The following is a 25,367-nucleotide window of genomic DNA, read 5'->3' as shown; positions in this document are numbered from 1 at the left end:
AACAACAAAAACCTGGCTTTGCAAATTTTTGATCTATGGTTAAGTCAGACAATAAAAATAGTTTCGAGCAGTACAGGAACTTTAAGTAACATATAAAACAGAAGGACTTTAGCAATGCTCCATGTTAATGCGTCAGAATGTTTGAAACAGTCTACGAATGCATCTCACAGATCCTTAGATGCTCACCCTATCCTTAGATCTTTAGTGCGACCTACTCTGAATGAGCGAGAATATACTCTCGCTCTAGTTGCACTGGAACATTGGATTAAAAAACATCTACCTCTCTTTTTGAATCATTCCAATGAAGCGTTAAAACAGCGTGTTTCTGAGCGTTACTCTTGGTTAATTCAAGATCTTAAGTCTCTGAATGCGTTGGATTGCATTATTGAATCTGAACCTTTTGAAACTCATCACAACTCTCTATCTGAGGTGCTAGGCGCGATTTATGTCTTTGAAGGCGCTTCATTAGGGGGGAGGGTGTTAGCACCGCTCATAGAGCGGAGTATGAATAGACATGATGTGACCCACTTTTATAACGGGTACAGAGATAACACCTTCGCGCTTTGGAAAGCGACGCAATATGAACTCGATTCTCAGCTCATTGAACCCCAGCAAATTGAGACGGCAGTTGAATCAGCTAAAAAACTATTTTTAAGCATGAGTGACTCTCTAGATATTGTCAGTCACTCATATTTTAAATTGGATGAGGTGGCAAATGGCTAGTCAAAAAAAGACCGTTAAAGTCGAGCCTGAAATTGCTACAGAATTGAATGAATCAGAGCTAAGCCAATCACGTACTGAACAGTTAAAAGTCATAGCAACATTAAGTCATGAACTACGGACGCCGCTGCATGCCATCATGGGCCTAGCTGAACTCTTGCAATCGGAACAGATGTCTCCAATGGCGAAACGGCATGTTGATAAAATAAGTGTGGCGTCGAACGGGCTTCTTGACTCACTGAACAAGGCGATCGAAGCGGCAAAAAGTGAATCGGGTGCTGTTGTCATCAATCCCGTCACAACCGATATAACGGACCTTATTGAAAGGACCGTTAAGACTTTCTCAATTGCTGCTGAGGGTAAGGGAATTGAACTCGGTTTGATGATTGATCCGAAATTATTCAGACAAAATGTTGAGGTCGATGGTGTTCACCTTCAGCAAGTTTTAAACAATTTGATCGGTAATGCGATCAAATTTACCGATAGCGGTTCGATTGAGTTTTGGGCTGCACTAAAGGGGCAGATTGGATCAGAAGTAGAGATCCATTTCTCGGTCATTGATACCGGAATTGGTATTGATCAAAAAGATATACAAAAAATTCTTTCGCCCTTTGGTCAAGTGGTTGATGTTCAAAAGGGGAGGCCGTTAGGTTCAGGGTTGGGTTTGGGCATATGTTTAGACATAGTCCAAAAAATGGGTGGAAGCCTGGTTCTGAGATCTGATTTAGGAAAGGGGACTAAGGCCTCTTTTCAATTGAGGCTACCTGTCTCTCAGTCAATAGCTGGTTCAGCGCCCCTTATATTTAGATCAGACCCGATCGTGGCGGTTGTTGCTGATAAATCAGTTAAGTTTGAAATCATTGAGACCTTCTTAAGGGATTGGGGTGCCTCGGTCATCAGAGTCCAGTCTTTCAAACAGCTAACCAAGACAAACATTGATGCGTTGGTCGTCTCAGAGAAAATTGCGATTCAAGAGAATCATCTCTGTAGGGATTGGACGTTAAAAATCCTTGAGGGACGAATAGCGATCATTCGATCTGAGAATAGTGCTTTTCCACCAGGCTTGGTCGATCGAACGGATGAAATTTTTGAGCCTATTTTGCCAAGCCTGTTACACGACTTTTTTGCAAAAAGTGGTTTAAGTGATTCAGTTGCTCAACAGGTTAAATTAAAAGCAGAGAGCCCCCCTCAAGAGTTGATGTTGAAGGTGCTTGTTGTAGACGACAGCATGACCAATCTAATCCTTCTTAAATCACAGTTATTAAAGATCGGAAAGGTCGATGTGGTTTTGGCCAAAAATGGTGCTGAGGCTGTTGATAAAGTGGAATCAGAGAAAGACTTTCACCTAGTGTTTATGGATTTCAATATGCCGATATTAGATGGACCTGAAGCCACTAAACAACTTAGGGATAAGGGGTATGACCTTCCCATTATTGGTCTAACGGCACTGGATTCTTCATCTATTGAGCTCACCAATACGGCGCATCTATTTAACGAGATACTCAATAAACCCGCGGGAATGACTGCCATTGAAGCCGTTCTTAATAAGGTTCGCCTGAATCAATACCAACCCGTGATTAATGAAAACGAGCAAAAACATTATGTCTAACGTCGTCAAACTGAATACACAATACGATTTGAGTACCTGTGAAAAAGAACCCATTCACCTGTTGGGACGCGTACAGAGCTTTGGTTATTTTATCGCGTTCAACTCAGATTGGGGCATCATTGCCGCTTCCGAAAATGTCACAGAGCTGTTTAAGGTACCCGTGGATAAGATGCTGGGTCGAAATTTAGAGACTCTATTCGATAAGACTGAAGTGAATAGGATTAAAGCCACATTCCTCGGCATAAATGGCTCTGATCATTCTGAGAGACTCACAAACATTGATCTGTTTAAAACAGGTCAGCTATACGATCTGGCGATCCATTTATCGGGCAGCACCATAGTGGTTGAGCTTGAAAAGAGTGTTGATAGTTCTTCAGATCAACTTCAGGTCCTCAAGCAGATGATCAGAAAAGTAACAGACACTGATAATTTAGAGGATTTGCTCTCAATTTCGGCCGAACACGTCTCAACGTTAACGGGCTTTGATAGAGTCATGGTCTACCGATTCCATGGAGATGGTAGCGGAGAGGTTGTCGCTGAGCATCGCAATGCATCCGTCGATTCCTTTATGGGTCTTAGATACCCAGCATCGGACATACCACGACAAGCCAGAGCGCTTTACAAAAGAAACCTCACCCGTTTGATTGCTGATGTACATGACACGGGCGTGCCGATCCATCCGCAACACGCCACCATTGATCTTTCGATCAGTTCAACTCGTTCTGTATCGCCTGTTCACCTTGAGTATCTAAAAAACATGGGTGTTGCAGCGTCTATGTCTATTAGCATTCTTGTTGACGGTGAACTTTGGGGGTTATTCGCGTGTCACCACTATTCAAATAAATACGTATCGCTGTGTGATAGAACAATTGCAGAGCTCTATGTTGAGTCCTTGGCATTGGAGCTAAGAGTAAAGCTTAACAGCCAAAGTCACAGTGATACTGAGCTCTCCCGACAGCTGCATATGAAATTGGTGACAAGCTTAAACAATGATCTGTCACTCTTTGATAACCTTAAATCGCATGTCAATTTTATTCATAAACTCATTCCCTCCGATTCCATGGTGCTGGTGGTCGGAGGTGAATACCAAGTGGCCGGAGATCCGATTAGTTCTGAAGATATCCAACTGCTTGTAAAACGACTCAATCATTCATCACAAAGCGGTATTTTTAGTGTGGAGTCACTGCAAGAGTGGCTCAATGATGATCTCACAATCGCTGATCGTTTTGCTGGTATGTTAGTGGTTCCGATGTCTAGAAGGCCTAAGGATCTGCTTATTTTTCTTCGAAAAGAGGAGCCGCAAAAGGTGAGCTGGGCTGGCAATCCTGAGAAGCCAGTTGAGCTAGGCCCAAACGGTATTCGTTTAACACCAAGAAAAAGTTTCGAAGCTTGGATCGAAATGAGAAAGGGGTATTCAGCCCCTTGGACAGATCAACAAATTGCCTTGGCTGAACAGATCAAGACCGTACTGTTGGAAATAATTGTACGTAACTTAGATGATTACAACCGCATAGCCAGTGAAGCGCAAAGTCAAAAAGATATGCTCATACACGAACTTAATCACCGAGTTCGTAATATTCTTGGGTTGATATCAGGGATTGTCTCGCAGACATCGACACAAGATTTATCAATTAAGGATTTTCAATCGATTTTAGGGGGACGTGTGCAATCTTTAGCCATTGCACAGACGCATTTAACTGAAAAAAATTGGAATTTCGCTCCGCTCACAATGATTCTCGACAATGAAGAGAGAGCTTTAGTGGCGAAGACTAATCTCATGAAACGATCAGGTCCTGAGGTCAAACTGAGTCCTAAGGCCTTCACGACTATGACCATGGTGATTCATGAGCTTTTAACCAATGCCGTTAAATACGGCGCGGCTAAATCTGAAAATGGTCAAATAAATTTGAACTGGCAGATTCACCAAGGGGAACTGCATTTATATTGGCGCGAATCAGGTGTAACGATCGAACAGTCACCCTCACAGTTTGGATTCGGGTCGGTCATTATCAATCGATCTATTCCTCATGATTTGGGCGGGGTAGCCAAGATTGAGTATCAACGATCCGGTGTGGTTGCAGAATTTGTCATACCTGCGATGCATTTTGAGACTGCAGAAGCAGAGCATAAGAGCGACTCTACATCGAGTGAGGCAGTATCTATCATTCACAAGGGGCAACCGGATAAGGAGAGTGTTCTCATAGTCGAAGATAATATGATCATCGGATTTGAGTTGGAGAGAATGCTGCAGGCAATGGGTTACAAAAATATTGAGTTAGCTGCAACCGTTCAAGAGGCGCATGAATCGATCAATAAAAAGATTCCAGGTTTGGCGGTTTTGGATATCAACTTGGGCGATGAGTCGAGTGAAACGGTCGCAGATTGTCTTCGGAATAAGAGTGTGCCTTTCATCTTTGCCACTGGCTATAGCTCCGTTAAAGATGGCTTTAAGAAGAAGCATGCAAATGTTCCTGTTGTTGAAAAACCCTTTAGTAGCTCTGTAATACAGGCCGCCATTCAGTCGCTGGAGAGTTGATTGAGTAACTCAGCTAACTCACATCGATATCAGGGGTGGTTTAGTATCAATTGATGACGATTTTTTAACTCAATAATAAGTAAAAATTAACTTTTGTAATAGTTACGTAATTTTCACAAAAAAATAGGGGTTTTGTAGTTTTGTAGTCGACATTTGTTGGTTTTTTACAAGTTATATCAATAACTTATGAACAGTAAGTTGTATATCCTTTATTTCAATCTGTGTCATAATTAACGGGTTACTTAACCTTTATAAAGGAGTGTGCTGTGTCTCAAGAACTGATGCTAGCAGAGTGGAATGCTCGTGAATCGATCGCCGAAGCGATGGTCCCTGTGGTTGGTCGTTTGTACCGTGAATCAAACGTTGAAATTTCTGTTTTCGGCCAACTGTCTGTTCGTAAATCTGTGATCGATCTACTTAAAGATCACCGTTACGTTCGTCAGGTTGAGGGTGAAGAGCTTTCAGTCGTAGATACCTTCCCAGTACTTGAGAAGGTGTCTCAAATGGGCATCCGCAACGCACACATCGACATCGGTAAATTGGCTGTTAATTTCCGTAAATCGGGTGCAGCGGATTTGAATGATTATTTAGAGTCTGAACTTGCTGGCGCATCAACAGAAGATACTGGTGGTCAAGACGTCGTCCTATACGGCTTCGGTCGCATTGGTCGTCTACTGGCTCGATTCATGTTGAACCGCTCGGGTGCAGGTCACACGCTGCGTCTGCGCGCGATTGTTGTACGTAAGGGCAAAGCCGATAACGACCTAGAGAAGCGTGCAAGTTTGTTGCGTCGTGACTCAGTTCACGGTTCGTTCAAAGGCACTATCCAAGTTGATGAAGCAACGAACTCCCTGATCGTTAACGGTAATGCGATCAAAGTGATCTTCGCCGATGGCCCAGATCAAGTTGATTACACGCAGTACGGTATTAATAACGCTCTTGTGATTGATAACACCGGTATCTGGCGTGATGACAAAGGCTTAGCGCTTCACCTTCAATCTAAAGGTGTTGATCGCGTTATCCTTACAGCACCAGGTAAAGGCATCAAAAACATCGTTATGGGTGTTAACCATGGTGACATCGATGCATCGGATAAAATCTTATCGGCTGCTTCGTGTACCACTAACGCCATTACGCCTGTCCTTAAAGCGATTGATGACAAGTACGGTGTTGCTAATGGTCACGTTGAGACCGTTCACTCATACACTAACGACCAGAACTTGATCGATAACTACCACAAAGGTGATCGCCGTGGCCGCGCAGCAGCGCTTAACATGGTTATCTCTGAAACGGGTGCAGCAAAGGCGGTCTCTAAAGCGCTTCCACAATTGGAAGGTAAGCTAACTGGTAACGCGATCCGTGTTCCGACACCGAACGTCTCTATGGCGATCCTTAACCTGAACCTAGAGAAAGAGACTGAGCGTGAGTCTTTGAATGACTACCTTCGTGAAGTGGCGTTGCACTCTGATCTTCAGAAGCAGGTTGACTACTCTAACTCACCTGAAGCGGTTTCGAGCGACTTTGTCGGCTCACGTGCTGCAGGTGTTGTCGATGCATTGGCCACTATCTCAAGCGGTAAGAGCTGTGTTCTCTACGTTTGGTACGATAACGAGTACGGCTACAGCTGTCAGGTTATCCGTCTAGCGCGTGAGATAACTAATTGTACGCTTAAGGCTTTCCCACAAGAGTAATCACTCTTTTGTAAAAAAACCGGAGTCACCGAAAGGGGCTCCGGTTTTTTTGTCTCTGATTCATTCTTAATAAACAGGTATAATGCGCCCAACTTAAAGGCATAGGTCATTATGGAACGTATTAACTGGTTTCCCGGTCACATGCATAAAGCGCGTAAAGAGATTGCGCAACTTATGGATGAGGTCGACATTGTTATTGAAGTGTTGGATGCACGCTTGCCTCGCTCAAGCGAGAACCCCTTGGTGACCTCGTTACGTCGAGGCAAACCTGTTCTTAAAATTCTGAATAAATCCGATCTGGCAGATCCCGACAAAACCAAGGCTTGGTTGCAGGAGTTCAATGCGCAAGAGGGCATTACGGCCATCGAGTTAACGACAAGTGATAAGAGAACCATCAAGTCGATTCCGCAAATCTGTAAAGATGCCGTGCCTGCCCGTGCTAACAAAGATCGCCCAGTGCGTGCCATGATCATGGGCATTCCTAATGTGGGTAAGTCGACTCTGATCAATGCTCTTTTAGGCCGACGCATTGCCAAAGTGGGTAATGAACCTGCCGTGACTAAAGCGAATAAACGCTACAGTGTATTTCAGGGGATGGCTCTGTCGGATACTCCCGGTATCTTGTGGCCAAAAATTGAAGACCAAGACTCTGGATACCGGTTGGCGGTCAGCGGTGCAATTAAAGATACTGCGATCGATTATGATCAGGTGGCCGTCTATGGTGCTAACTTCATCCTTAATGCTTACCCTGAGCGACTAGTAGAGCGTTATAAACTGAAAGAGCTGCCGGAGTTAGGTGAAGGCTTATTGGATCAAATAGGCCGTAAACGAGGCTGCTTGCGACCCGGTGGTGTGGTCGATATACACAAGGCGGCCGAGATACTAATGAACGAGATGCGCGGTGGTAAGCTAGGGCGCATCAGTTTTGAAACAGTGGAAGAGTGGCAAGAGAAAGATCGTATTGCCGCTGAATTAGCTGCCCAAGAGGCCGAAGAAGCGGCCAAGGCAGAGGAGAGTTCTAAGTGACCCGTTTAAAAAAGCAGAAGCGCATGGCTAACAAAATCGTGCTGGATAAAACGCCCCGTAAGCAGGAGCGTCTAGCCGACCCCGACAGCTATGAGAGCCGAAAACAGCGTGCGCAAAAACAGAAGAAAAAGCATGTGTCGGTTGATCAGAAACGTATTAATGCGAAACCGACTAAATCAGCAATTGAGCGTGATACCGAGGCCGGCCGTCGTGGTGAGCGCAAGGGTGGCCGCTTAGCGGATAAGATCCGTCAATACAACGCTGACAAAGAGAGCGCTGAAAAAGCCGATAACAGCCGCGAGCAGACCAGCGACAGCGAATGAGTAAACGCAGGGTTGATGTCGTAATTATAGGTGCCGGTGCGTCCGGTCTGATGTGTGCATTAACGGCTGGCTATCGTGGCCGTTCTGTTCTAGTGTTGGAACACACTAAAAAAGTCGGGCGTAAGATTTTAATGTCAGGAGGAGGGCGTTGTAACTTCACCCACCTTCACTCAACACCGGCCAATTTTCTATCGAATAACCCCCACTTCTGCAAATCGGCATTGAGTCGTTATACACCGCAACACTTTGTCGATATGGTCGATCGTCATGGGATTGAGTACCACGAGAAGACCCCAGGCCAGCTCTTCTGTAATGAATCCAGTAAAGAGATTCTGACGATGCTCACCACTGAGTGCGATTGGGCGGGTGTAAAGATTGAGACAGAGGTGAGTGTCCATTCGCTTACACAAAATGAGCATGGTTTTCTCGTAGAAACCTCGGCTGATTCAATTCAATGTGAGTCGTTGGTTATTGCAACAGGCGGACTCTCCATCCCTAATGGTGGTGCGACCGGCTTTGCTTATGATGTGGCCGAACAGTTTGACCTACCGGTTACCCCTCGCCGCGCCGCACTGGTCCCATTTACGCTGCAGCCTGACATTTTAACACCACTCAAAGAGCTCTCTGGGACTGCACAAAATGCGCGTGTCAGTTGTGCGGGTATGAGCTTTTTGGAACCTATTCTGTTTACTCATCGAGGCATAAGCGGCCCTGGGGTTCTTCAGATCTCGAGCTATTGGCAGCCAGGTCAAAGTGTTGAAATTGATCTGCTTCCCGGTATTGATATTGACGAGCAACTTAAAGAGGCTCGACAAGCGACTCCAAAACAGAGCATTGAGCGTGTGCTCAGTGAATACATGAGTAAGCGATTGGCTCAGGTATTGTGCTCAATCTGGGGCTTTGCTGGGGCAGTGGGTGACTTCTCCAATGAGAAAATTGAAGCGCTCACCAAGCAACTGACTCAATGGCGGGTGAAACCATCGGGAACCGAAGGCTATCGTACAGCTGAAGTGACCATTGGTGGGGTAGATACTCAGGCCATCTCGCAAAAAACCATGGAAGTAAAAAGCGTATCAGGCCTCTACTTTATCGGTGAGTCGTTGGATGTGACAGGGCACTTGGGCGGGCATAATTTCCAGTGGGCTTGGGCATCAGGAAATGCCGCCGGCGAAGTTGTTTAGGCAAGTTAAGTTCAATTGTTGGAGCCTTATCGAAGATGAGGCGATAATCGCGGCCTTTGAAAGACCGCTCCAACGCTTAAAGCTTTGAATTGATGTTGGAGCCTTATCGAAGATGAGGCGATTGCGTGGAGTAGATTCGCGGCCTTTGAAAGACCGCTCCAACCCATGAAGTGTTACTTAGTTTTACAGCTGTTCAGTCCGAACAGTGTGTAAGCACCACAAAATCCAAACACACCGGTTAACAGCGGTATTACACCAATGTAACCCCAGCTACCCACTGTCTCAGTGAAGGCCAGTCCAATCAGGATTAAACCGACAATAATGCGCAGAGCGCGATCCATTCCACCGACATTACATTTCATATCACTATCTCCTTTTGAGAGGGTTTTAATAATTCGTTATACGATGTTAAGTGAAATTGAGCCCACCGCTTCAACACTGCCTTCGATACGGTCACCTTTTACAACGGGGCCCACTCCTTCTGGGGTACCGGTGTAGATAAGATCACCCGGCTGTAAGTGGTAATATTTAGAGAGGTGCATGACCAACTCTGCGGGTGACCAGATCAGATCAGAGATGTCAGCTGTCTGCTTGGTTTCACCATTCACACGCAGTTCGATTCTGCCACGTTCAAGCACTCCTGTGACCGATTTTGGAACCAGGTCGGTAATGATGGCACCGCCTTCAAAGTTTTTACCTAGATCCCAAGGGCGACGTTTGTCTTTGCCTTTCTGCTGCAGATCGCGGCGTGTCATGTCTAACCCACAGGCGTAACCATAGATCATCGCTTCCGCTCTCTCTTCATCAACCTCAAAGCCCGGTTGATCGATCGCGACGACCCACTCCATCTCGTAGTGTAGATCTTCGGTTCCTGGAGGGTAGGGTAGATCGGTTCCTGACGCCTGAATGGCGTTAAGGTCTTTAATGAAGTAGAAGGGCTCTTGTGTGGTTTTATCAATCTTATCGCCCATCTCGGCCGCATGCGCTTGATAGCTTCGGCCAACACAAAAGATGCGATTCACAGGAAATTGACGTTCGTCACCGCGAATCGTTAAAGCGGTGACTGGGCGAGGCGTAAATAGATAACTGTCCGACATATCATAGACTCTGGTTTTGTTGATCTATGGATTGTAATGCTTCCGTCAATTTTTCTACAGAGATAGGTTTTGCCAGTGCCGCAGAAGCGCCGGCTTCTATTAATCGATCACGTTCTTCACCGATTGTGGCGGCTGACACGCCGACAATAGGTCCGGAAAAACCGATCTCACGAAGCGCTGACACTAAGCCATATCCATCGAGGTTTGGCATGAAAATATCCGTCACTACTAGGTCAAAGTCGCCCTCTTTAGCCGCAGCGAGAGCTAACTGACCATCTTCCTGGGCAACCACCTCGGCTCCAAGACCCTCAATCATTTTTTTGGTAAGCGTGCGAATCATTAGATTGTCTTCAGCGACCAGAACGCGCTTATTGGTAAGGTCCAAAGCCTTAGTCGATTGTGTTGATTCTTTTGGTTCTGAAGTTTTCTGTGAATCGAGCTCGCTAGTGCCAGAGTCCGTTGAGATAAGATCCACGGCTAGATTGATCAAGAAGGTAGCGCCACCACCAGGGGTATCTTCGTATTGGATAGTGCCGCCCAATTCATGGGCAATTTGCCTACAGAGATACAGGCCAATACCGCTGCCATCCGCTTTTGAGTCACCGCGATAGTAGGCATTAAATATATTGGCTTGATACTCCTTCGGAATCCCCTGTCCGTTATCACTTATTTTAATGGTGTAGTTGACGATGTTGGTGTCGATCGTCGGTCTGTAGAGATCAACAGAAACCTGGCTAGCCTCGCTATGAATAAAAGCGTTGCGCAAAAAGTTGATCAGCATCTGCTTAAGCGAGGTCGTGTCAAAATAGGTTTCAGGGTCTTCCCAGTCCAACTCTGACACAACTAGATCAATTTGAGCCTCTTTGGCTGAGATTTGCATTGAGTTACACACTTCTAGCAAAGTTTGTGAAATGCGACCGGTTTTTCTCTGTCTTGCAGTTTGCTGTTCAGGTTTAACAACATTTCGAAGATCATCTATTAGATTCAATAGATGGTTTACACTCTGATTGATCTCTAGGCTGTGGTCGCTATCATCTTCAAGCATCATTTTTATTGCTGAGACGGGTGTTCTAATCTCATGTGCAATAATGCCAAATAGCCGTTTTTCACTCTCAAAGCGCTCCTGAAGTTGAACAAACGATAGGTTTGCCTGGTGCAAGAGTTCTTTTGACTCCTCTATGAGCCTCTGTCGATCTGTTGTTTCAATTATGCTACCAAGGATTTGCCGGTCAACCGACAATAACCCCTGACTGGTCATTGTAATATCAAAATAGCGTTTACCATTTTGACTATCTATTGTGACGTTAAAATGTTTAGGTCCTTTGAAGGTATACAAATTCAAAAGTGTCGATTTAAATTCACTATCATTTTCTTCGTCGAAGAGGCCTAAAAATCCCTTAATAGAGATAAATTCACTAACCGGTAAATCTAGTATCTCTCGCAAGGTTGCAGATGGACGCACTTTTTCATTGATTGGGTCTATCTCAAAGAGACCAATGCCCGATGTATCTGTCGTGATGTTGAGTTTTCGAATGGCCAGTTCTGCATCAGATCGAGACTTCAAAACTCTATCTTGGTTTCGTTTCTCCAAGCTTATATCTTGAATAAACAGGTTGTCATTGTTCTCAGGGTCAACGCCAATACGGTCGATTTTCCACCAAATGGTTTCAGTTTTCGAAAGGTTTAATGGAATTTCGCAGCTGTCAATTTTGCCCTGTAAGAGATAGTTAATTGCCTCTTTGTGCGATGGTTTTACTCTCTCTACTAATTGATGAACTGCAAAATCGGTAGAGGGAAAATTAACGCTATGACCCTTGAAAGCGAAGTGGATAGTCTCTGACTCTTGGTGCACTGTGGCCAGATCGAAACCTGACTTTTCAGCCGCCTGTTCCAATGTCTGCATTAATGCTGTACTGATCTTCTCAAATTGCTCTGCTTGACGCTTAGCCTTTAGAGCTATCAGTCCACGTTCAAGCGTATCAGTTTGATCAATCAGTGAACCAAATAGAAAACCTTGTTGATCGACATTCGCAGTAAGTAATACTTTTTTGGCAGTCACTGAGTTGCCATTAATGCTGACAATTGCTCTGTAGGGTTGGTTATCTAGAGGTGTTAGATCTTCAAGTCGTGCCGGTTGGTCGTTAATTGATATCTTGTCTAAAAGAGCCTGCAATGAAAGATTGGTCTGTTGATCAATGCCCAACAAATTGTTTAGTTGTTGGTTACTCCATAAAGAACCTTGCGCATCCATCTGCTCGAAAAGAGCGATCTCTGTAACAGCGGATACTTTCTCGAAGCGGTTAACGGCTTGCTCTAATAGAGAACTGTTTTGGAGAAGTCTCTGTTTAGACTGCCTTAGCTGTTGAATGTTAACTGCGATTAAGCTGCTAACGAGTGTAACCACGGCCAATGTAAGCAGAACACGATCGGTTACGATTGCTTGGGTATAAGGACTGATAGAAAACTCTACAGCGTTCAGTAGCAAGGCAATTGGCAAAAAGAGACAGAATAACCTGTAGGGTAGAGTGATAGCAGCAGCGAGTAGGGCAAGGGATATGACAATGCCCGGCCTCAAAAACGCGTCGGGTGCTAGGTTTACAAACAGAAATTGTCCAATGAGCAGTGCAACCGGAGTGAGATGAGTGATGTGAAATGGCTCTCTCTCTGTTTTTTCGACGTTTAGCCAAGTGATGAAGATTCGGGCACTTAAGATCGCGATAAAGGCCGGAAAGAACTGTTCAGCAAAACTAATGTAACTCAGTTTGCCATCAAGATAAGCTATGAAAAGCGATCCGATGATAACCGAAAGCACACCCAGTAAACGCCTGCTTCGGCTCTCTCTCTTCCAGTCATCAAAAATGGGGGTGCTAGTGTGCACAACGACGGTAACCACAATGGCAACAATGACCCCTTTGATAAGTGTTTGCTCTAGTGATTCAGCTGTCAGATGCTAAAGGAGTGGGAGATACCCCAAAAGGTAGAGCCCAATTTGGCGATTACGCAGGATTAGGCTTTTAGACGCTATTGCCGAGGCCGCGACAAGCACCAGGGGTGAAAACAGTCCAATATCGAACCAAGTAACACGATGAGAAGCGTCGAAGAAAAGTTTGGGGGTCAAACCAGCACTGGCCAATCCGACGAATAACGCTAAAGCCAGTGAGTAGATTGGGTGGCGTAACAGATTGCTTAGATGTGAATTCATAGACTGCATACTTATGAGTAATTAAGCGTTAATAAGAACACTATTCTTAGCAAATTTTGTGCCATCTAATCTGTGTCTCTTCGGCTTTTTCGGTTTGTTATAAACTCATTATAGTTGGATTTTAAGAAGTGAGGCCCTCTGAATTTATACCAATTTGGTCTTATCTAGGTTTTTATAAGAAAAAAAACGCGCCCGAAGGCGCGTTTTTTGTGAGCAGTGTCTAACGATTAAACGTTAGCGAACTGGTTCATTGTGTTGTCTTTACCGCCTGCTTTAAGAGCCGCATCACCTGCGAAGTACTCTTTGTGGTCGTCGCCGATGTTAGAACCAGCCATGTCCTGGTGCTTAACAGTCGCGATACCCTGACGGATCTCTTTACGCTGAACGCCGCCTGCGTATGCAAGCATGCCTTCGTCACCGAAGTAACCTTTCGCTAGGTTATCAGTTGATAGAGCAGCCGTGTGGTAAGTCGGTAGCGTGATGAGGTGGTGGAAAATACCCGCTTCACGTGATGCATCAGCCTGGAAGCTCTGGATTTTAGCGTCCGCTTCTTTACCTAGATCTGTTTCATCGTAATCAGCACTCATTAGTTTAGCGCGATCGTAGGCTGAAACATCTTTACCTTCAGCAGTCCAAGCATCAAACACTTGCTGACGGAAGTTTAGAGTCCAGTTGAACGAAGGTGAGTTGTTGTAAACAAGTTTCGCATTTGGAATCACTTCACGGATGCGGTTAACCATGCCAGCGATCTGCTGAACGTGTGGTTTTTCAGTTTCGATCCATAGAAGGTCAGCACCGTTTTGTAGTGACGTGATACAGTCAAGAACAACACGGTCTTCGCCTGAACCCGCTTTGAACTGGAATAGGCCAGACTGAAGACGCTTAGGCTTCATTAGTTGGCCGTTCGCTTTAACGACTACATCACCGTTGTTGATGTCTTCAGGACCGTTGATTACGTCGCCATCTAGGAAGCTGTTGTAAAGGTCACCTAGGTCGCCTGGCTCGTTAGTCACAGCGATCTGCTTAGTTAGGCCAGCACCTAGAGAGTCAGTACGTGCAACGATTACACCGTCATCTACGCCAAGTTCAAGGAATGCGTAACGTACAGCGTTGATCTTAGCTAGGAAGTCAGAGTGAGGTACAGTAACTTTACCGTCCTGGTGACCACACTGTTTCTCATCAGAAACCTGGTTCTCTAGCTGGATACAACATGCACCGGCTTCGATCATTTTCTTAGCTAGCAGGTAAGTTGCTTCAGCGTTACCGAAACCAGCATCGATATCAGCAATGATTGGAACGATGTGAGTCTCGAAGCTATCGATCTTAGCGATGATCTCTTGCTCTTTAGTGTTGTTGCCAGCGTCACGTGCAGCGTCTAGCTCACGGTAAAGGTGGTTAAGTTCCCACGCATCCGCTTGCTTAAGGAAGGTGTAAAGCTCTTCGATAAGCATTGGCACAGACGTTTTCTCGTGCATTGATTGGTCAGGAAGTGGGCCGAACTCTGAACGAAGAGCTGCAACCATCCAACCAGATAGGTATAGGTAGCGCTTGTCAGTAGAACCGAAGTGCTTCTTGATAGAGATTAGTTTCTGTTGACCGATGAAACCGTGCCAGCAACCTAGAGACTGAGTGTATTTAGATGTATCAGCATCGTAATCAGCCATATCTTTGCGCATGATCGCTGCAGTGTATTTAGCGATATCTAGACCCGAGTGGAAACGGTTCTGAAGTTTCATGCGTGCAGCAGATTCAGCATTGATTGCTGACCAAGTGCCGCCGTACTGGTTACAAGTCGCTTGTTGAGCTTCAATCTCTTGTTTGTATGTAGACATATCTCATCCTCAATAATGGGTACCTGTGCACCCGAATGTGTTAAATCTCTGTCGGTTCAAAAAAATCAAACCTGACCGATGGCGACATCATGAGGATTGCTGCACCTGCTGTCAAAGTGCTTTTGTGCATAGCAGCATAGAATGGAGGGTGTCAGTTAGGGGGTGGTCGTATTTCTTGTAGTTAAACTACAAGCAGTCAATGTGGTGATATTTGTTTTAATTTATATAAAACAATAACTTACTTTAATATAGACTATGGTTTAGCGACTTAAGTTTAATAGTAAATGGTCGTAAATTGTCTGTTTTTACAGCGATTAAATACTCTTTTTATATACCAATTTCTTCTATAAGACCTTTGGTGCATGGCAAGAAGTTGTAGGTGGAAAATAGTATAAAAGCGACATAAGCTGTCCTTTGGCGAACCGCTGGTTTAATGTGAAGGCACGATTACCTACTGAATGGCTCCCTGAGTAAAGAGCTGTTTGATGAGCGATGACTCGCCAATCTTGTACTGATTAGCTGATAGGTAACCTTGATTGGCTAGCTGTTTAGCAAGTTCTATCTCTGCGTCATCGACCTCTAGCTGAACGCCGTTACAGAAGAGTTTGAACTGTTCACCATCAGAATAGAGCAGGCGGTTGTTTGGAAGAAGCTCGATACCGTCCTCGGTGGCGCCCAGTATCCAATCATCGTAATCCTCTGGGTCAAGCTGTTCAGTTTGATCAGGATACTTAGGTTCTGAAAACAAGGACCCTAAAGCGCTTTCAAGCTGTTCCCGATTGGATAAAAGTGCTTTTAGGCGCTGTTCGATTTGAGTGATGGACGCTTGATCGATCTCCCCCGGCGATTGGCAAAGAGTTCGTTTAGGATCACTAAACCGGTGTTCGCTAGTCAGGGCTTCACCGATGCTGTCTGATACGGTTCGCAGTATCTCGGCATCGGATGGTGCTCTGAATCCTGCAGAGTAGGTGACGCAATCTTCACTGGTTGCTATGCCGTTATGAGCGACTTGTGGAGGGAGGTAGAGCATATCGCCCGGCTCCAGATCAAAGCTCTCTAGGCATTGGAATTCACTCAGAATCATAACCGGCGCATCCGGTAAACGGGGTGATTGGCTGGATTCGATAGCACCCAACTCCCAGCGACGTGTCCCTTTAGCCTGAATTAAAAAGACATCGTAGTTGTCATAGTGTGGTCCAACACCACCACCCGGCGTTGCATAGCTGATCATCAGATCATCGATGCGCCAGTTAGGGACAAAGTTGAAGGCATCTAGCAATGCTTTTGCTTCGGGGGAGTAGTGGTCTACGGCTTGCACTAGAAGCGTCCAGTGCGATTCTGGAAGATGTGCGAAGGTCTCCTCATTTAGAGGACCACATTCCAACTGGTATTCTGAGCTGTCCGGTTTGAATTGAATCAGTCTCGATTCGACTTCCTCTTCGAGGGATAAGCCTGCCAATTCATCAGAGCTGACAACGGGTTCAAGGTCGGGAAATGCATTGCGAATTAACAGTGGTTTCTGTTGCCAATAGTCACGCAGAAACGTCTCAACCGTTAAATCACCCCAGTTAATTGTGTACATAGCCAATCCTTTAAAAATGATGGCTTCATTTTAAATTAAAGGGCCGGTGGGTGATATCTACTTTGTTAAGAATTCCAGTGACTGGCTTCAGCCTGTCATCTGCTTTATCGGTGTTTTCCAGATAGGTATTAAATTCTAACTGCGGATGACAGGCTGAAGGCCAGTCACCGTCGCTACTAGCTAGATGCATACGAAAATTAATCGCGACCTCTTCGAGATCGCTCCAACAACCTAACTGCGGATGACAGGCTGAAGGCCAGTCACCAATAGATGAATTAGATAGACCGATCCTGGGTGAGCTACTATTATTCAGTGATGAATGAATTACAGATTACACGAGTCGATTACCTAGACCCGCAACAGGGTAAAGATCTTGTCACTCTATTAAATGCCTATGCATTGGATCCCTTGGGGGGTGACACTCCGCTTAGTGATGAAGTGAAGCAGGCTCTTCCTGCTAAATTAGCTGAGGTAGACGGTGCAAATAGCTTTATTGCCTATGTGAATGATCAGCCAGTGGGGCTGCTTAATGCCTTTATGGGCTTTAGCACCTTTAATGCCGCTCCATTGATCAATATTCACGACGTTTATGTGGCACCCCAAGCGAGAGGTAAGGGTGTTGTCGATGCACTCTTTGCTGCTATCGAAGCGGTGGCTAAGGAGTTGAACTGCTGCAAAATTACCTTGGAAGTATTAGAGGAGAATGGCGTTGCTCAGTCTGCTTACAAACGGTTGGGCTATAAAGGCTACGATCTTGGTGAACTAGGGGGTGAAGCCCTCTTTTGGCAGAAAAAACTGTCGTGAAAATCCCTCTTATCATCCTCCCCAAGCTCTCTAAAAAGAGCTTTTTGGTTGTTTTCATAATATTGACGGCATTTACTCTGTTCAATGTGAATAAGAGTTATAAAACCTATACGGTGCTTAACAATGCGAGGTTGTTGGGTTCTGAGACCGCTGCAGATATCCGTGCTAAAGATACACTGAGTGATTTAATTGACCATTATCAGGTTTCATTAGAGGGATTGGTAGGGGTGCTAGGTGCGCCGTTGCCAGAGAAGAGCTCAACGTTAAAATCGATTGCGGAGAGTCGAGGTATGAGTGAACTGACTCTGATTGCTAAGGTTCAGTCTTTAGTTCCCCAGTCAGGTGATTTGCAGCAGAGTGATGATGGCTCTTGGTCAGCGTCGCTCAATGAGCTCTTGTATGAGGGGTTGGCTCTTTATGGTCTTCCTATCGTGCTAGCGGTTGTATTACTTGGTGCTTTAGGTTTGCCTGTACCAGCGGGTCCAATGACCGGAATAGTGGGGCTAATGGCCTTCTCAGGTCTGTTCGATGCTTTTTTTGCGGCTGTTGGGATAGTGGTTGCAGCGTTTTTAGGTGATGTTCTGTTGTTTGAGTTGGGTCGACGAATGGATACCGCTTGGTTCGATAAGCACGGCGCAAAATTTGGTTTCAATAAGAAGAGTCGTCACAGGGTAGAGCATCTTTTTCACCGTTGGGGCTCTTTGACACTAATACTGTCGAGATCTTTGGTGGCGCACATCAGTGCAGTTGTCAGCCTGATGGCAGGTGCCTCTTCATTAGGTCGAACAAAATACTGGCTAAACTGTCTAATAGGTCGGCTTGGTTGGTTGTTAATCTATTTTGGTTTTGGGTATTTCGTTGGGGATAATCTTGCAATGGCAGGTAGCTTCTTGGGATACCTGAGTTTAAGTTTGTTGGGGCTGTTACTGATCATTGTGCTCTTTGATCAGTACCACAAGCAAAGTCATAGAGTGGTATGAGGTAACCAGGGAAGCTATGTTTGAATCGGTTCGTTCTTTAACAATGGAAGCGGCACTTGAATTGGCTAAAACCGTTCAAGCTGAAGCGGATACTCAAGGGTTCGCCATGAATGTGGTTGTCGTCGATCGCTCAGGTCTGCCTTTAGTGGTACTCAGAAACCCTAAGGCGCCGGATGCCTCTTTGGAGTTTGCGGAGCGTAAAGCTTACACCGCTGCGAGCTATGGCTGGCCAACCGCTAAGTGGCAGGAGATTGTGGGTGAGCGTCCATTGGTGATGCAGGGGCTAGCGCAAAATCCTAAAGTCTCTCTGATCGCTGGTGGTCTACCCGTTAAGCTGGGCGATGAAACCATCGGGGGGCTAGGGGTAGCAGGTGCTAAAGCGCCAGAGGATCATGCGGTTGCTGCTGCGGGTTTAGAGGCGTTTTTGGAAAAGCCTTAATGCGTGTGTGAAAGGGAAGACGAGTTCAATAGATTGTTGTTGGAGCCTTATCGAAGATGAGGCGATGTCCGGTTTCGCGACCTCTGCGAGATCGCTCCTACGGGGGTTCGGCCATTTGCGATCGAGAATGCGTTCGATGGATTGTTGTTGGAGCCTTATCGAAGATGAGGCGATGTCCGGTTTCGCGCGTTAGCTTCCCTTGTTTTCGCGATCCAGGGTCTCTTCGACGGCGTTGAGAATGCCTCGTAACATACCCATCTCGGTTTTCTCTGGACGGGTGCGATTGAAGTAGCGTTTCAGTTTATCCAATACGCGTCCTTCGTGTTGAGGGATGATAAAGCTGACTCGACGTAGCACGCGCTCTAGGTGTTCAAAGAATAGAACCATCTCATGTTGGCGCGGGTAGGGTGCCTCTTCAACTTTTTCAGGTGCTAGGCGACTGGCACGGCGTAACTCATAGCAAACCAGTTGAATCGCCTGTGAAACATTCAAAACCGGGTAGTCTGGGTTGGCATCAATAAACAGGTGTCGATTACACATCAGCATCTCTTTATTGTTTAAACCCATGGTCTCGCGCCCAAAGATGATCGCGACTTCGCCGGAGTGTGATTCAGTATGAATCTGTTGTGCAGCGCTCTCTAAGTCTTGCAAGGGGAGGTCGAAGGTTCTTTCACGAGCACTGGTGCCGACCACCAGCTGACAGTCTGCAATCGCCTCTTCGAGGGTTGCAACCACCTTCGCACTCTCCAATAAATCTTTAGCGCCAGCGGCACGCGAAGTGGCCTCTTCACTTGGAAACTCACGAGGGTTGACTAGCCAGAGTTGGCCCAGTCCCATGTTCTTCAGTGCGCGAGCCGCCGCTCCAATGTTTCCAGGGTGGAAGGTCTCGACTAAAACAATTCGAATGTTGTTCAGCATGATGGGTGATCTGTTGTGTTAAACAATAAAAACGCCCCATAAGGAGCGTTTTATTCAGCGCTTCATCGATTAGATGCGAGACGCTTGTTCTGCTGCATTACCGACGTAAGTACCCGGTGTCAGTGTGCGAAGCTCTGCTTTAGCGGACTCTGGGATCTCAAGTGTTTCGATGAAATCGAGCATCACCTCTTTAGTCATCCCTTTACCGCGAGTCAGTGCTTTTAGCTTCTCATACGGCTCTTCAATCGCATAACGGCGCATCACTGTCTGAATAGGCTCAGCTAGCACTTCCCAGCTGTTGTCTAGATCTTCATCTAGGCGTGCCGCGTTCACTTCAAGTTTGCTAATGCCTTTCAGTGTCGATGCATAGGCAATCAGACTGTGGCCAAACCCGACACCTAGGTTACGCAGTACGGTTGAGTCTGTTAGATCGCGCTGCCAGCGAGAGATTGGCAGTTTCATGGTCAGGTGGCCCATTACTGCGTTCGCGATGCCCAAGTTGCCCTCTGAGTTTTCAAAATCAATTGGGTTAACTTTATGTGGCATGGTTGATGAACCCACTTCGCCAGCAATCGTTTTCTGCTTGAAGTAACCCCAGGCGATGTAGCCCCAAACGTCACGATCAAAGTCGATCAGGATGGTGTTGTAACGACAGACTAGGTCGAACAACTCAGCAATGTAGTCGTGAGGTTCAATCTGCGTCGTGTAGGGGTTGAAGTTCAATCCTAGACCTTCAATAAAGCTCTTGGCATTCGCTTCCCAGTCGATCTCTGGGTATGCGCTTAGGTGGGCATTGTAGTTACCAACGGCACCGTTAATCTTGCCAAGGTACTCGATGCTGTCTAGCTGCTTGATTTGACGACGCAGACGGTAAGCTACGTTAGCCATCTCTTTACCTAAGGTCGATGGTGAAGCTGTCTGGCCGTGGGTGCGCGATAGCATTGGCTGAGTGGCAAAATCTTGTCCGATCTTTGCAATGGCCTGTTCAATCGCTTCCATCTCTGTGCGCATTACGGCGACGCCGTTTTTCAGCATCAGTGCGTGAGACAGGTTGTTAATATCTTCGCTGGTACAAGCGAAGTGAACAAATTCGCTGATCGCGTTGAGTTCGGCATTGCCAGAGATCTGCTCTTTAATGAAATACTCAACCGCTTTTACATCGTGGTTGGTGGTGCGCTCGATCTCTTTGATGCGCTCAGCCTGTTCTAAAGAGAATTCTGCAACCAGTGTATCTAACAGTGCATTGGCTTCGCTGCTTAATGCAGGGACTTCAGTGATCTGCGGATGTGAAGCTAATTGCTGCAACCAACGGATCTCAACTTCAACACGGAAGCGGATCAATCCGAATTCGCTAAAAATAGTACGAAGGGCAGAGGTTTTGCTTCCGTAGCGGCCATCAACGGGCGATACGGCTGTTAGAGCAGTGAGTTCCATGAATGGGGTCTCTTGAATAGCGTGAATTTAAGGGTCGAGATTATATAGAAAAAAGCAGAGGTTGGGGAGTGTCTAAGGTTGTGGTGACAGGCTTTAGCCTGTCATCCGCTCTATCAGCAATTTCCAGCGCCTCCATTGGAAGCCCGTCAGTGGATGACAGGCTAAAAGCCAGTCACCGCAACTTCGCGCTAATTCGCTCCCACATCCGAGTTCCGTACTATATTTCTACGAAGCACAATTGTAGTAGCGAATTCAGCGAAGCTGAAACCGCAAAAGAACCTCGCAACGATCCTTAATTAATTCCGCTTCAGCTCTTGAAGAGCGTCACCGACGCGCGATCTAAAGAAGATCAGATGCCAGCGTTGGCCGCCAACCTGTCTCCAAAGAATAGCCGCTCGAATGCCTGCCAGTAGAAGGGCGCGTATGCGGGCTGCATTTTCATTGTTCTGCAGATTGCGTGGGTCACCCTGTACCTGAATTCTGAAATTAAAGTTGCTGATCGTCTCTTGATAGAGAGCGTCAATACCAGCTAGTACTGAACTGTGAGTAAATCGACTGGCATCGGTCGGTTCGTCATCACGGTGATTGTTCAGCCAGAAGTAGTCCGCTTTTTTTGCAAGCTCATCCAGACGCTCTGAAATGGTATTCAGGTAGTCGCTGTTCTTGGCCAGTTTGCGCTCCAATGTGATCAGGCTTAGTGCGTAGCGCATCACCATTGGTGAGTAAGCATTCTCTTTTTTATCAATAATTTGCTGTATTGAATTAAAGCCGTCATTAAGATTGATTTTAAGTTGCTGCCGGCCGCCGAAGATATCCTCAGTCGTAGCTGGGTTCATCTCGAACAGTGACGCGATAGAGACTTCGAAACTGCTGCTTGAACAGCTCCCTTGGCGCGCAATCTGATCGACGAGGTGGGCTGCTTGAAAGATGGCAGCCATTGCGATCGCCTGCTCCTGTTTTGCCCTCGACATCTATCTATCCCCCCAAGTCAGATCTCGTGAACTCTGTTCAATGACACCGCCGCCTAAGCAGAGATCGCCTTGATAGAGAACTAGTGATTGTCCCGGTGTAACTGCTCGTTGAGGTTGGTCGAAATAGACCTTGTAGCCCTTTTCATGCTTTTCGATGCGGCAGGCTTGATCCGCTTGTCGGTAACGGACTTTTGCGGTGCAACTCATCGGTAGCTGAGGCTCTTCACCGTTGATCCAAAAAATCTCGGACGCATAGAGCCAATCACTGTAGAGCAGCTCATTATCGATGCCTTGCACTGCGATCAGTTCATTAGCGTTCAAGTCTTTACCCGCCACGAACCATGGATCTTCGGAGTAGTTGGCCAGGCCGCCAATGCCGAGGCCCTGACGCTGCCCAAGGGTGTAGTACATCAAGCCCTGGTGTTTTCCGATGACATCCCCAGTGGGTGTGACGATATTGCCTGGTTGAGCGGGGATGTACTGTTTTAAGAAATCGGTAAAGCGACGTTCACCGATGAAACAGATACCCGTGCTGTCCTTCTTTTTGGCGGTAATTAAATCGAGCTGTTCTGCAATCTCACGAACCTTAGGTTTCTCCAACTCACCAACAGGGAATAGCGTCATGGCCAGCTCTTGGTGGCCCACCTGGTGTAAGAAATAGCTCTGATCCTTGTTGGGATCTAGACCTTTTAACAGCTCGCCCTTCTCACCCTGCAGGCGACGACGTGTGTAGTGACCGGTTGCGATCATGTCGGCACCCAGTAGTTGGGCATACTCAAGAAAGGCTTTGAATTTGATTTCACGGTTGCAGAGGATATCTGGGTTGGGGGTGCGACCCGCTTTGTACTCTTCTAAAAAGTGTTCGAAGACGTTGTCCCAATACTCTGCAGCAAAGTTAGCCGTATGAAGCTTGATCTCAAGTTTGTCGCACACTGCTTGTGCATCGGCAAGATCCTCAAGAGCGGTACAGTACTCAGTACCGTCGTCCTCTTCCCAGTTTTTCATGAACAGACCTTCAACTTGGTAGCCCTGTTCTTTTAAAAGGTATGCAGAGACAGAGGAGTCCACGCCGCCAGACATGCCGACAATAACTTTTGTCTCGGTGATCGATTTTGTGCTCATGAAGTCAGTCTAATTGATCGTGTATTAAATTAAGTGGGTAGCGTTTGCCTGCCAAATAGTCATCGATGCAGTCCAGTACCAGGTGGCTGCGTAAACGGTGCTTGTTCTCTGCTACCTCATCGCGCGTCATCCAGACCGCTTGGAGAATCCCCTCATCCAATGCCTGTTCAGGGTTATGCGACAGCGCATTCGCGATAAAAGTCACCCTATGGAAGGTGAGATCTAATTCAGGCACGCGGTAGACATAGAGTCCCAGTAGGGCATCCAGTTCAACGCTCCATGCGGTCTCCTCTTCGGTTTCACGCAGTGCTGCTTGAAACAGAGTTTCTCCATTTTCAACATGGCCAGCTGGCTGGTTAAGCACCTTTTGATCGCCGTTGATGATCTCTTCTACCAGTAAAAAGCGATTCTCTTTCTCAACAATTGTTGCGACGGTCGCATGTGGAAACCAGCGGTTTGGTTTGGAGTCGTGCATCGTTTAACTATCTGCAATAAAATAGCTGATTATCATATCAGATTTTAAGCCGTTTCTAGGCGGTGTTTCTTAATTTTGAGGTCAGAATGCAAGATCGCATTGAAGTCGTTACGCAACCGATTGACAGTTCAGATGGTTTGACTTGGTTGAAAGAGTCACCAGAAGGGGTGGGGGCACTGGTCTCATTCACAGGCATGGTGCGTGAATTGCCGGATGCCGATTTAGAGTTCATGGAGCTAGAGCACTACCCAGGCATGACTGAAAAGGCCTTAGCCAATATAGCGACTCAAGCACGAGAACGTTGGCCGCTAAAACGTATCTATATTGTGCACCGAGTCGGTCCTATGGGGCTGTCCGAAGAGGTTGTGCAAGTGGCTGTGAGTTCGGCGCATCGCAATGCTGCATTTGAAGCGGCCAGCTTTATTATGGATTATCTAAAACGTGACGCGCCGTTTTGGAAGCGTGAGGTGAGTGATAAAGGATCGGTTTGGGTCGAGCAGAAAGCTAGCGACGTCGAGGCCGCGAAGAGCTGGGGCGACCGCTAGTCCGCCTGTTATTCGCAGGTTGAGTTCTCTTTTTAGGCAGTGGTGCTAGGTTAACGTCCAACTTTCGCCACTCGCCTGGTGCTAAATCATCGATTGTCCACTCACCCACGGCATAGCGAATCAAACGTAAGGTTGGAAATCCGAGGGCCGCCGTCATTCGTCTGACTTGGCGGTTTTTCCCTTCACTGATGACCAGCTCAATCCAGCTGGTTGGTATGTTTTTGCGCTCACGAATCGGTGGTGTTCTTGGCCAGGGTTCATCGATCTGGATGATGTTTGCTTTGGCGGGGCGGGTTAAGCCATCTTTTAACTCTACCCCTTGTCTTAGCTGATCCAAAGCCTGTTCAGTGATACTGCCCTCTACTTGAACCCAGTAGGTTTTGGGGAGTTTGAACTTAGGATGTGCGAGCCGGTGCTGCAGTTCGCCGTCACTGGTTAAGACCAGTAGTCCTTCGGAATCGTAATCTAAACGGCCTGCGGCGTAGATTTTGGGGATATCAATGAACTGTGCAAGCGTGTCTCTACCCTGATCATCGGTAAAGGTGGGTAGGACATTAAAGGGTTTGTTCAGTAGATAGAGGGTAGACATAGGGTAGGAGTACTCAAAACGTATCGCGCAGTGTACGCGATAAGTCTGCCAGCCCCAAGTCCCAGAATGAGCCCTTTTAGGCTACGTCGAACTGAATATTGATAGCGTGGTAGCCGCTCTCGACGGGTTTAGCGTCAAAGACGACCTCTTGACCCGCTTTAAGGGTTTTATAGCCCTCTTTCTGAATAGCACTGAAGTGTACGAAAAGCTCCTGATCAAACTGATCACACAGAATAAATCCAAAACCTTTGACGTTGTTGAACCACTTCACCTGACCTCTATGCATGACAT

At 46.5% G+C, this 25,367-nt stretch carries 24 protein-coding genes; 11 read left to right on the top strand and 13 right to left on the bottom strand.

Annotated elements, in window-relative coordinates; translation table 11 throughout:
• Positions 1–114: 114 nt before the first annotated feature.
• From XMM383_RS02710 to XMM383_RS02680, 7 genes are all read left to right on the top strand, one after another.
• Positions 115–723 carry a biliverdin-producing heme oxygenase gene (locus XMM383_RS02710; protein WP_173484028.1) on the top strand — a complete coding sequence of 203 codons (609 nt, stop codon included), beginning with the start codon at positions 115–117 and terminating at the stop codon, positions 721–723.
• A complete protein-coding gene (locus XMM383_RS02705; RefSeq protein WP_173494483.1) occupies positions 716–2,329 on the top strand; it encodes an ATP-binding protein in 1,614 nt (537 codons plus the stop codon). The genes XMM383_RS02710 and XMM383_RS02705 overlap by 8 nt, the downstream gene beginning before the upstream one ends.
• On the top strand, positions 2,322–4,865 hold the full coding sequence (locus XMM383_RS02700) for a GAF domain-containing protein (RefSeq protein ID WP_173484026.1): 2,544 nt from the start codon (positions 2,322–2,324) through the stop codon (positions 4,863–4,865). The genes XMM383_RS02705 and XMM383_RS02700 overlap by 8 nt, the downstream gene beginning before the upstream one ends.
• A 266-nt stretch (positions 4,866–5,131) precedes the next feature.
• On the top strand, positions 5,132–6,556 hold the full coding sequence (locus XMM383_RS02695) for a glyceraldehyde-3-phosphate dehydrogenase (protein ID WP_371731516.1): 1,425 nt from the start codon (positions 5,132–5,134) through the stop codon (positions 6,554–6,556).
• A 111-nt stretch (positions 6,557–6,667) separates the two neighbouring features.
• Complete coding sequence (ylqF, locus tag XMM383_RS02690) at positions 6,668–7,582, top strand: ribosome biogenesis GTPase YlqF (protein WP_173481059.1); 915 nt, start codon at positions 6,668–6,670, stop codon at positions 7,580–7,582.
• Positions 7,579–7,905: a hypothetical protein gene (locus XMM383_RS02685; protein ID WP_173484025.1), complete on the top strand. Its 327-nt coding sequence runs from the start codon at positions 7,579–7,581 to the stop codon at positions 7,903–7,905. Before ylqF ends, XMM383_RS02685 begins: the two co-directional genes overlap by 4 nt.
• Positions 7,902–9,086, top strand: a complete 1,185-nt coding sequence (locus XMM383_RS02680) for an NAD(P)/FAD-dependent oxidoreductase (protein ID WP_173494482.1) — start codon at positions 7,902–7,904, stop codon at positions 9,084–9,086. Before XMM383_RS02685 ends, XMM383_RS02680 begins: the two co-directional genes overlap by 4 nt.
• 173 nt (positions 9,087–9,259) lie before the next feature.
• Here the strand turns inward: XMM383_RS02680 and XMM383_RS02675 are convergent, their stop codons facing one another.
• From XMM383_RS02675 to XMM383_RS02650, 6 genes are all read right to left on the bottom strand, one after another.
• A complete protein-coding gene (locus XMM383_RS02675; protein WP_173484023.1) occupies positions 9,260–9,448 on the bottom strand; it encodes a DUF2892 domain-containing protein in 189 nt (62 codons plus the stop codon).
• Between the two features lie 36 nt (positions 9,449–9,484).
• Entirely contained in the window at positions 9,485–10,183 is a 699-nt protein-coding gene (locus tag XMM383_RS02670; protein WP_173494481.1) for a fumarylacetoacetate hydrolase family protein, read from the bottom strand.
• Between the two features lies 1 nt (position 10,184).
• Positions 10,185–13,061: a hybrid sensor histidine kinase/response regulator gene (locus XMM383_RS11855; protein WP_173494480.1), complete on the bottom strand. Its 2,877-nt coding sequence runs from the start codon at positions 13,059–13,061 to the stop codon at positions 10,185–10,187.
• A 72-nt stretch (positions 13,062–13,133) separates the two neighbouring features.
• On the bottom strand, positions 13,134–13,385 hold the full coding sequence (locus XMM383_RS02660; protein WP_173494479.1) for a hypothetical protein: 252 nt from the start codon (positions 13,383–13,385) through the stop codon (positions 13,134–13,136).
• 227 nt (positions 13,386–13,612) lie between these two features.
• Positions 13,613–15,217 carry an isocitrate lyase gene (locus XMM383_RS02655; protein WP_173483676.1) on the bottom strand — a complete coding sequence of 535 codons (1,605 nt, stop codon included), beginning with the start codon at positions 15,215–15,217 and terminating at the stop codon, positions 13,613–13,615.
• 451 nt (positions 15,218–15,668) lie between these two features.
• A complete protein-coding gene (locus XMM383_RS02650; RefSeq protein WP_173489208.1) occupies positions 15,669–16,799 on the bottom strand; it encodes a cupin domain-containing protein in 1,131 nt (376 codons plus the stop codon).
• A gap of 294 nt (positions 16,800–17,093) precedes the next feature.
• Here XMM383_RS02650 and XMM383_RS02645 point away from each other — a divergent pair, with 294 nt between their 5' ends.
• The 3 genes from XMM383_RS02645 to XMM383_RS02635 are packed head-to-tail and all read left to right on the top strand — an operon-like array spanning position 17,094 to position 19,022.
• A complete protein-coding gene (locus XMM383_RS02645; RefSeq protein ID WP_371731437.1) occupies positions 17,094–17,603 on the top strand; it encodes a GNAT family N-acetyltransferase in 510 nt (169 codons plus the stop codon).
• A complete protein-coding gene (locus XMM383_RS11850; protein WP_173481050.1) occupies positions 17,600–18,583 on the top strand; it encodes a VTT domain-containing protein in 984 nt (327 codons plus the stop codon). The genes XMM383_RS02645 and XMM383_RS11850 overlap by 4 nt, the downstream gene beginning before the upstream one ends.
• Positions 18,584–18,599: 16 nt before the next feature.
• Positions 18,600–19,022 carry a heme-binding protein gene (locus tag XMM383_RS02635; protein WP_173481049.1) on the top strand — a complete coding sequence of 141 codons (423 nt, stop codon included), beginning with the start codon at positions 18,600–18,602 and terminating at the stop codon, positions 19,020–19,022.
• A gap of 189 nt (positions 19,023–19,211) precedes the next feature.
• Here the strand turns inward: XMM383_RS02635 and XMM383_RS02630 are convergent, their stop codons facing one another.
• From XMM383_RS02630 to XMM383_RS02610, 5 genes are all read right to left on the bottom strand, one after another.
• A complete protein-coding gene (locus tag XMM383_RS02630) occupies positions 19,212–19,940 on the bottom strand; it encodes an RNA methyltransferase (RefSeq protein ID WP_173484018.1) in 729 nt (242 codons plus the stop codon).
• A 69-nt stretch (positions 19,941–20,009) separates the two neighbouring features.
• Positions 20,010–21,374 (bottom strand): adenylosuccinate lyase, encoded by a 1,365-nt coding sequence (gene purB / locus XMM383_RS02625; RefSeq protein WP_173489209.1) that lies wholly within the window; start codon positions 21,372–21,374, stop codon positions 20,010–20,012.
• 296 nt (positions 21,375–21,670) lie between these two features.
• Positions 21,671–22,345, bottom strand: a complete 675-nt coding sequence (gene hflD / locus XMM383_RS02620) for a high frequency lysogenization protein HflD (protein WP_173494478.1) — start codon at positions 22,343–22,345, stop codon at positions 21,671–21,673.
• Entirely contained in the window at positions 22,346–23,467 is a 1,122-nt protein-coding gene (gene mnmA / locus XMM383_RS02615) for a tRNA 2-thiouridine(34) synthase MnmA (RefSeq protein WP_173481045.1), read from the bottom strand.
• Positions 23,468–23,471: 4 nt separating this feature from the next.
• The gene (locus XMM383_RS02610; protein WP_173481044.1) at positions 23,472–23,942 is read right to left on the bottom strand and encodes an NUDIX hydrolase; all 471 of its coding nucleotides are present in this window, start codon (positions 23,940–23,942) and stop codon (positions 23,472–23,474) included.
• Positions 23,943–24,028: 86 nt separating this feature from the next.
• Here XMM383_RS02610 and XMM383_RS02605 point away from each other — a divergent pair, with 86 nt between their 5' ends.
• On the top strand, positions 24,029–24,487 hold the full coding sequence (locus XMM383_RS02605) for a molybdenum cofactor biosynthesis protein MoaE (RefSeq protein WP_173483679.1): 459 nt from the start codon (positions 24,029–24,031) through the stop codon (positions 24,485–24,487).
• Here the strand turns inward: XMM383_RS02605 and XMM383_RS02600 are convergent.
• Positions 24,447–25,076, bottom strand: coding sequence for a pseudouridine synthase (locus XMM383_RS02600; RefSeq protein WP_173494477.1), 630 nt, complete (start codon positions 25,074–25,076; stop codon positions 24,447–24,449). The genes XMM383_RS02605 and XMM383_RS02600 overlap by 41 nt on opposite strands.
• Positions 25,077–25,152: 76 nt before the next feature.
• The gene (locus XMM383_RS02595) at positions 25,153–25,362 is read right to left on the bottom strand and encodes a cold shock domain-containing protein (protein WP_173481041.1); all 210 of its coding nucleotides are present in this window, start codon (positions 25,360–25,362) and stop codon (positions 25,153–25,155) included.
• Between the last annotated feature and the right edge of the window lie 5 nt (positions 25,363–25,367).

The organism is Marinobacterium sp. xm-m-383, from assembly GCF_013283255.1.
Classification (GTDB): domain Bacteria; phylum Pseudomonadota; class Gammaproteobacteria; order Pseudomonadales; family Balneatricaceae; genus Marinobacterium_E.
Note: the sequence above shows the minus strand (reverse complement) of the source record. Positions and strands in the feature narration are given on the sequence as shown.

Bases quoted from the DNA above. Each gene is read 5' to 3' on its own strand.
- XMM383_RS02710 (WP_173484028.1), top strand. From the start codon at position 115: ATGCTCCATGTTAATGCGTCAGAATGTTTGAAACAGTCTACGAATGCA.
- XMM383_RS02705 (WP_173494483.1), top strand. From the start codon at position 716: ATGGCTAGTCAAAAAAAGACCGTTAAAGTCGAGCCTGAAATTGCTACA.
- XMM383_RS02700 (WP_173484026.1), top strand. From the start codon at position 2,322: ATGTCTAACGTCGTCAAACTGAATACACAATACGATTTGAGTACCTGT.
- ylqF (WP_173481059.1), top strand. From the start codon at position 6,668: ATGGAACGTATTAACTGGTTTCCCGGTCACATGCATAAAGCGCGTAAA.
- XMM383_RS02680 (WP_173494482.1), top strand. From the start codon at position 7,902: ATGAGTAAACGCAGGGTTGATGTCGTAATTATAGGTGCCGGTGCGTCC.
- XMM383_RS02675 (WP_173484023.1), bottom strand. From the start codon at position 9,448: ATGAAATGTAATGTCGGTGGAATGGATCGCGCTCTGCGCATTATTGTC.
- XMM383_RS02670 (WP_173494481.1), bottom strand. From the start codon at position 10,183: ATGTCGGACAGTTATCTATTTACGCCTCGCCCAGTCACCGCTTTAACG.
- XMM383_RS02660 (WP_173494479.1), bottom strand. From the start codon at position 13,385: ATGAATTCACATCTAAGCAATCTGTTACGCCACCCAATCTACTCACTG.
- XMM383_RS02655 (WP_173483676.1), bottom strand. From the start codon at position 15,217: ATGTCTACATACAAACAAGAGATTGAAGCTCAACAAGCGACTTGTAAC.
- XMM383_RS02650 (WP_173489208.1), bottom strand. From the start codon at position 16,799: ATGTACACAATTAACTGGGGTGATTTAACGGTTGAGACGTTTCTGCGT.
- XMM383_RS02635 (WP_173481049.1), top strand. From the start codon at position 18,600: ATGTTTGAATCGGTTCGTTCTTTAACAATGGAAGCGGCACTTGAATTG.
- XMM383_RS02630 (WP_173484018.1), bottom strand. From the start codon at position 19,940: ATGCTGAACAACATTCGAATTGTTTTAGTCGAGACCTTCCACCCTGGA.
- purB (WP_173489209.1), bottom strand. From the start codon at position 21,374: ATGGAACTCACTGCTCTAACAGCCGTATCGCCCGTTGATGGCCGCTAC.
- hflD (WP_173494478.1), bottom strand. From the start codon at position 22,345: ATGTCGAGGGCAAAACAGGAGCAGGCGATCGCAATGGCTGCCATCTTT.
- mnmA (WP_173481045.1), bottom strand. From the start codon at position 23,467: ATGAGCACAAAATCGATCACCGAGACAAAAGTTATTGTCGGCATGTCT.
- XMM383_RS02610 (WP_173481044.1), bottom strand. From the start codon at position 23,942: ATGCACGACTCCAAACCAAACCGCTGGTTTCCACATGCGACCGTCGCA.
- XMM383_RS02605 (WP_173483679.1), top strand. From the start codon at position 24,029: ATGCAAGATCGCATTGAAGTCGTTACGCAACCGATTGACAGTTCAGAT.
- XMM383_RS02600 (WP_173494477.1), bottom strand. From the start codon at position 25,076: ATGTCTACCCTCTATCTACTGAACAAACCCTTTAATGTCCTACCCACC.
- XMM383_RS02595 (WP_173481041.1), bottom strand. From the start codon at position 25,362: ATGCATAGAGGTCAGGTGAAGTGGTTCAACAACGTCAAAGGTTTTGGA.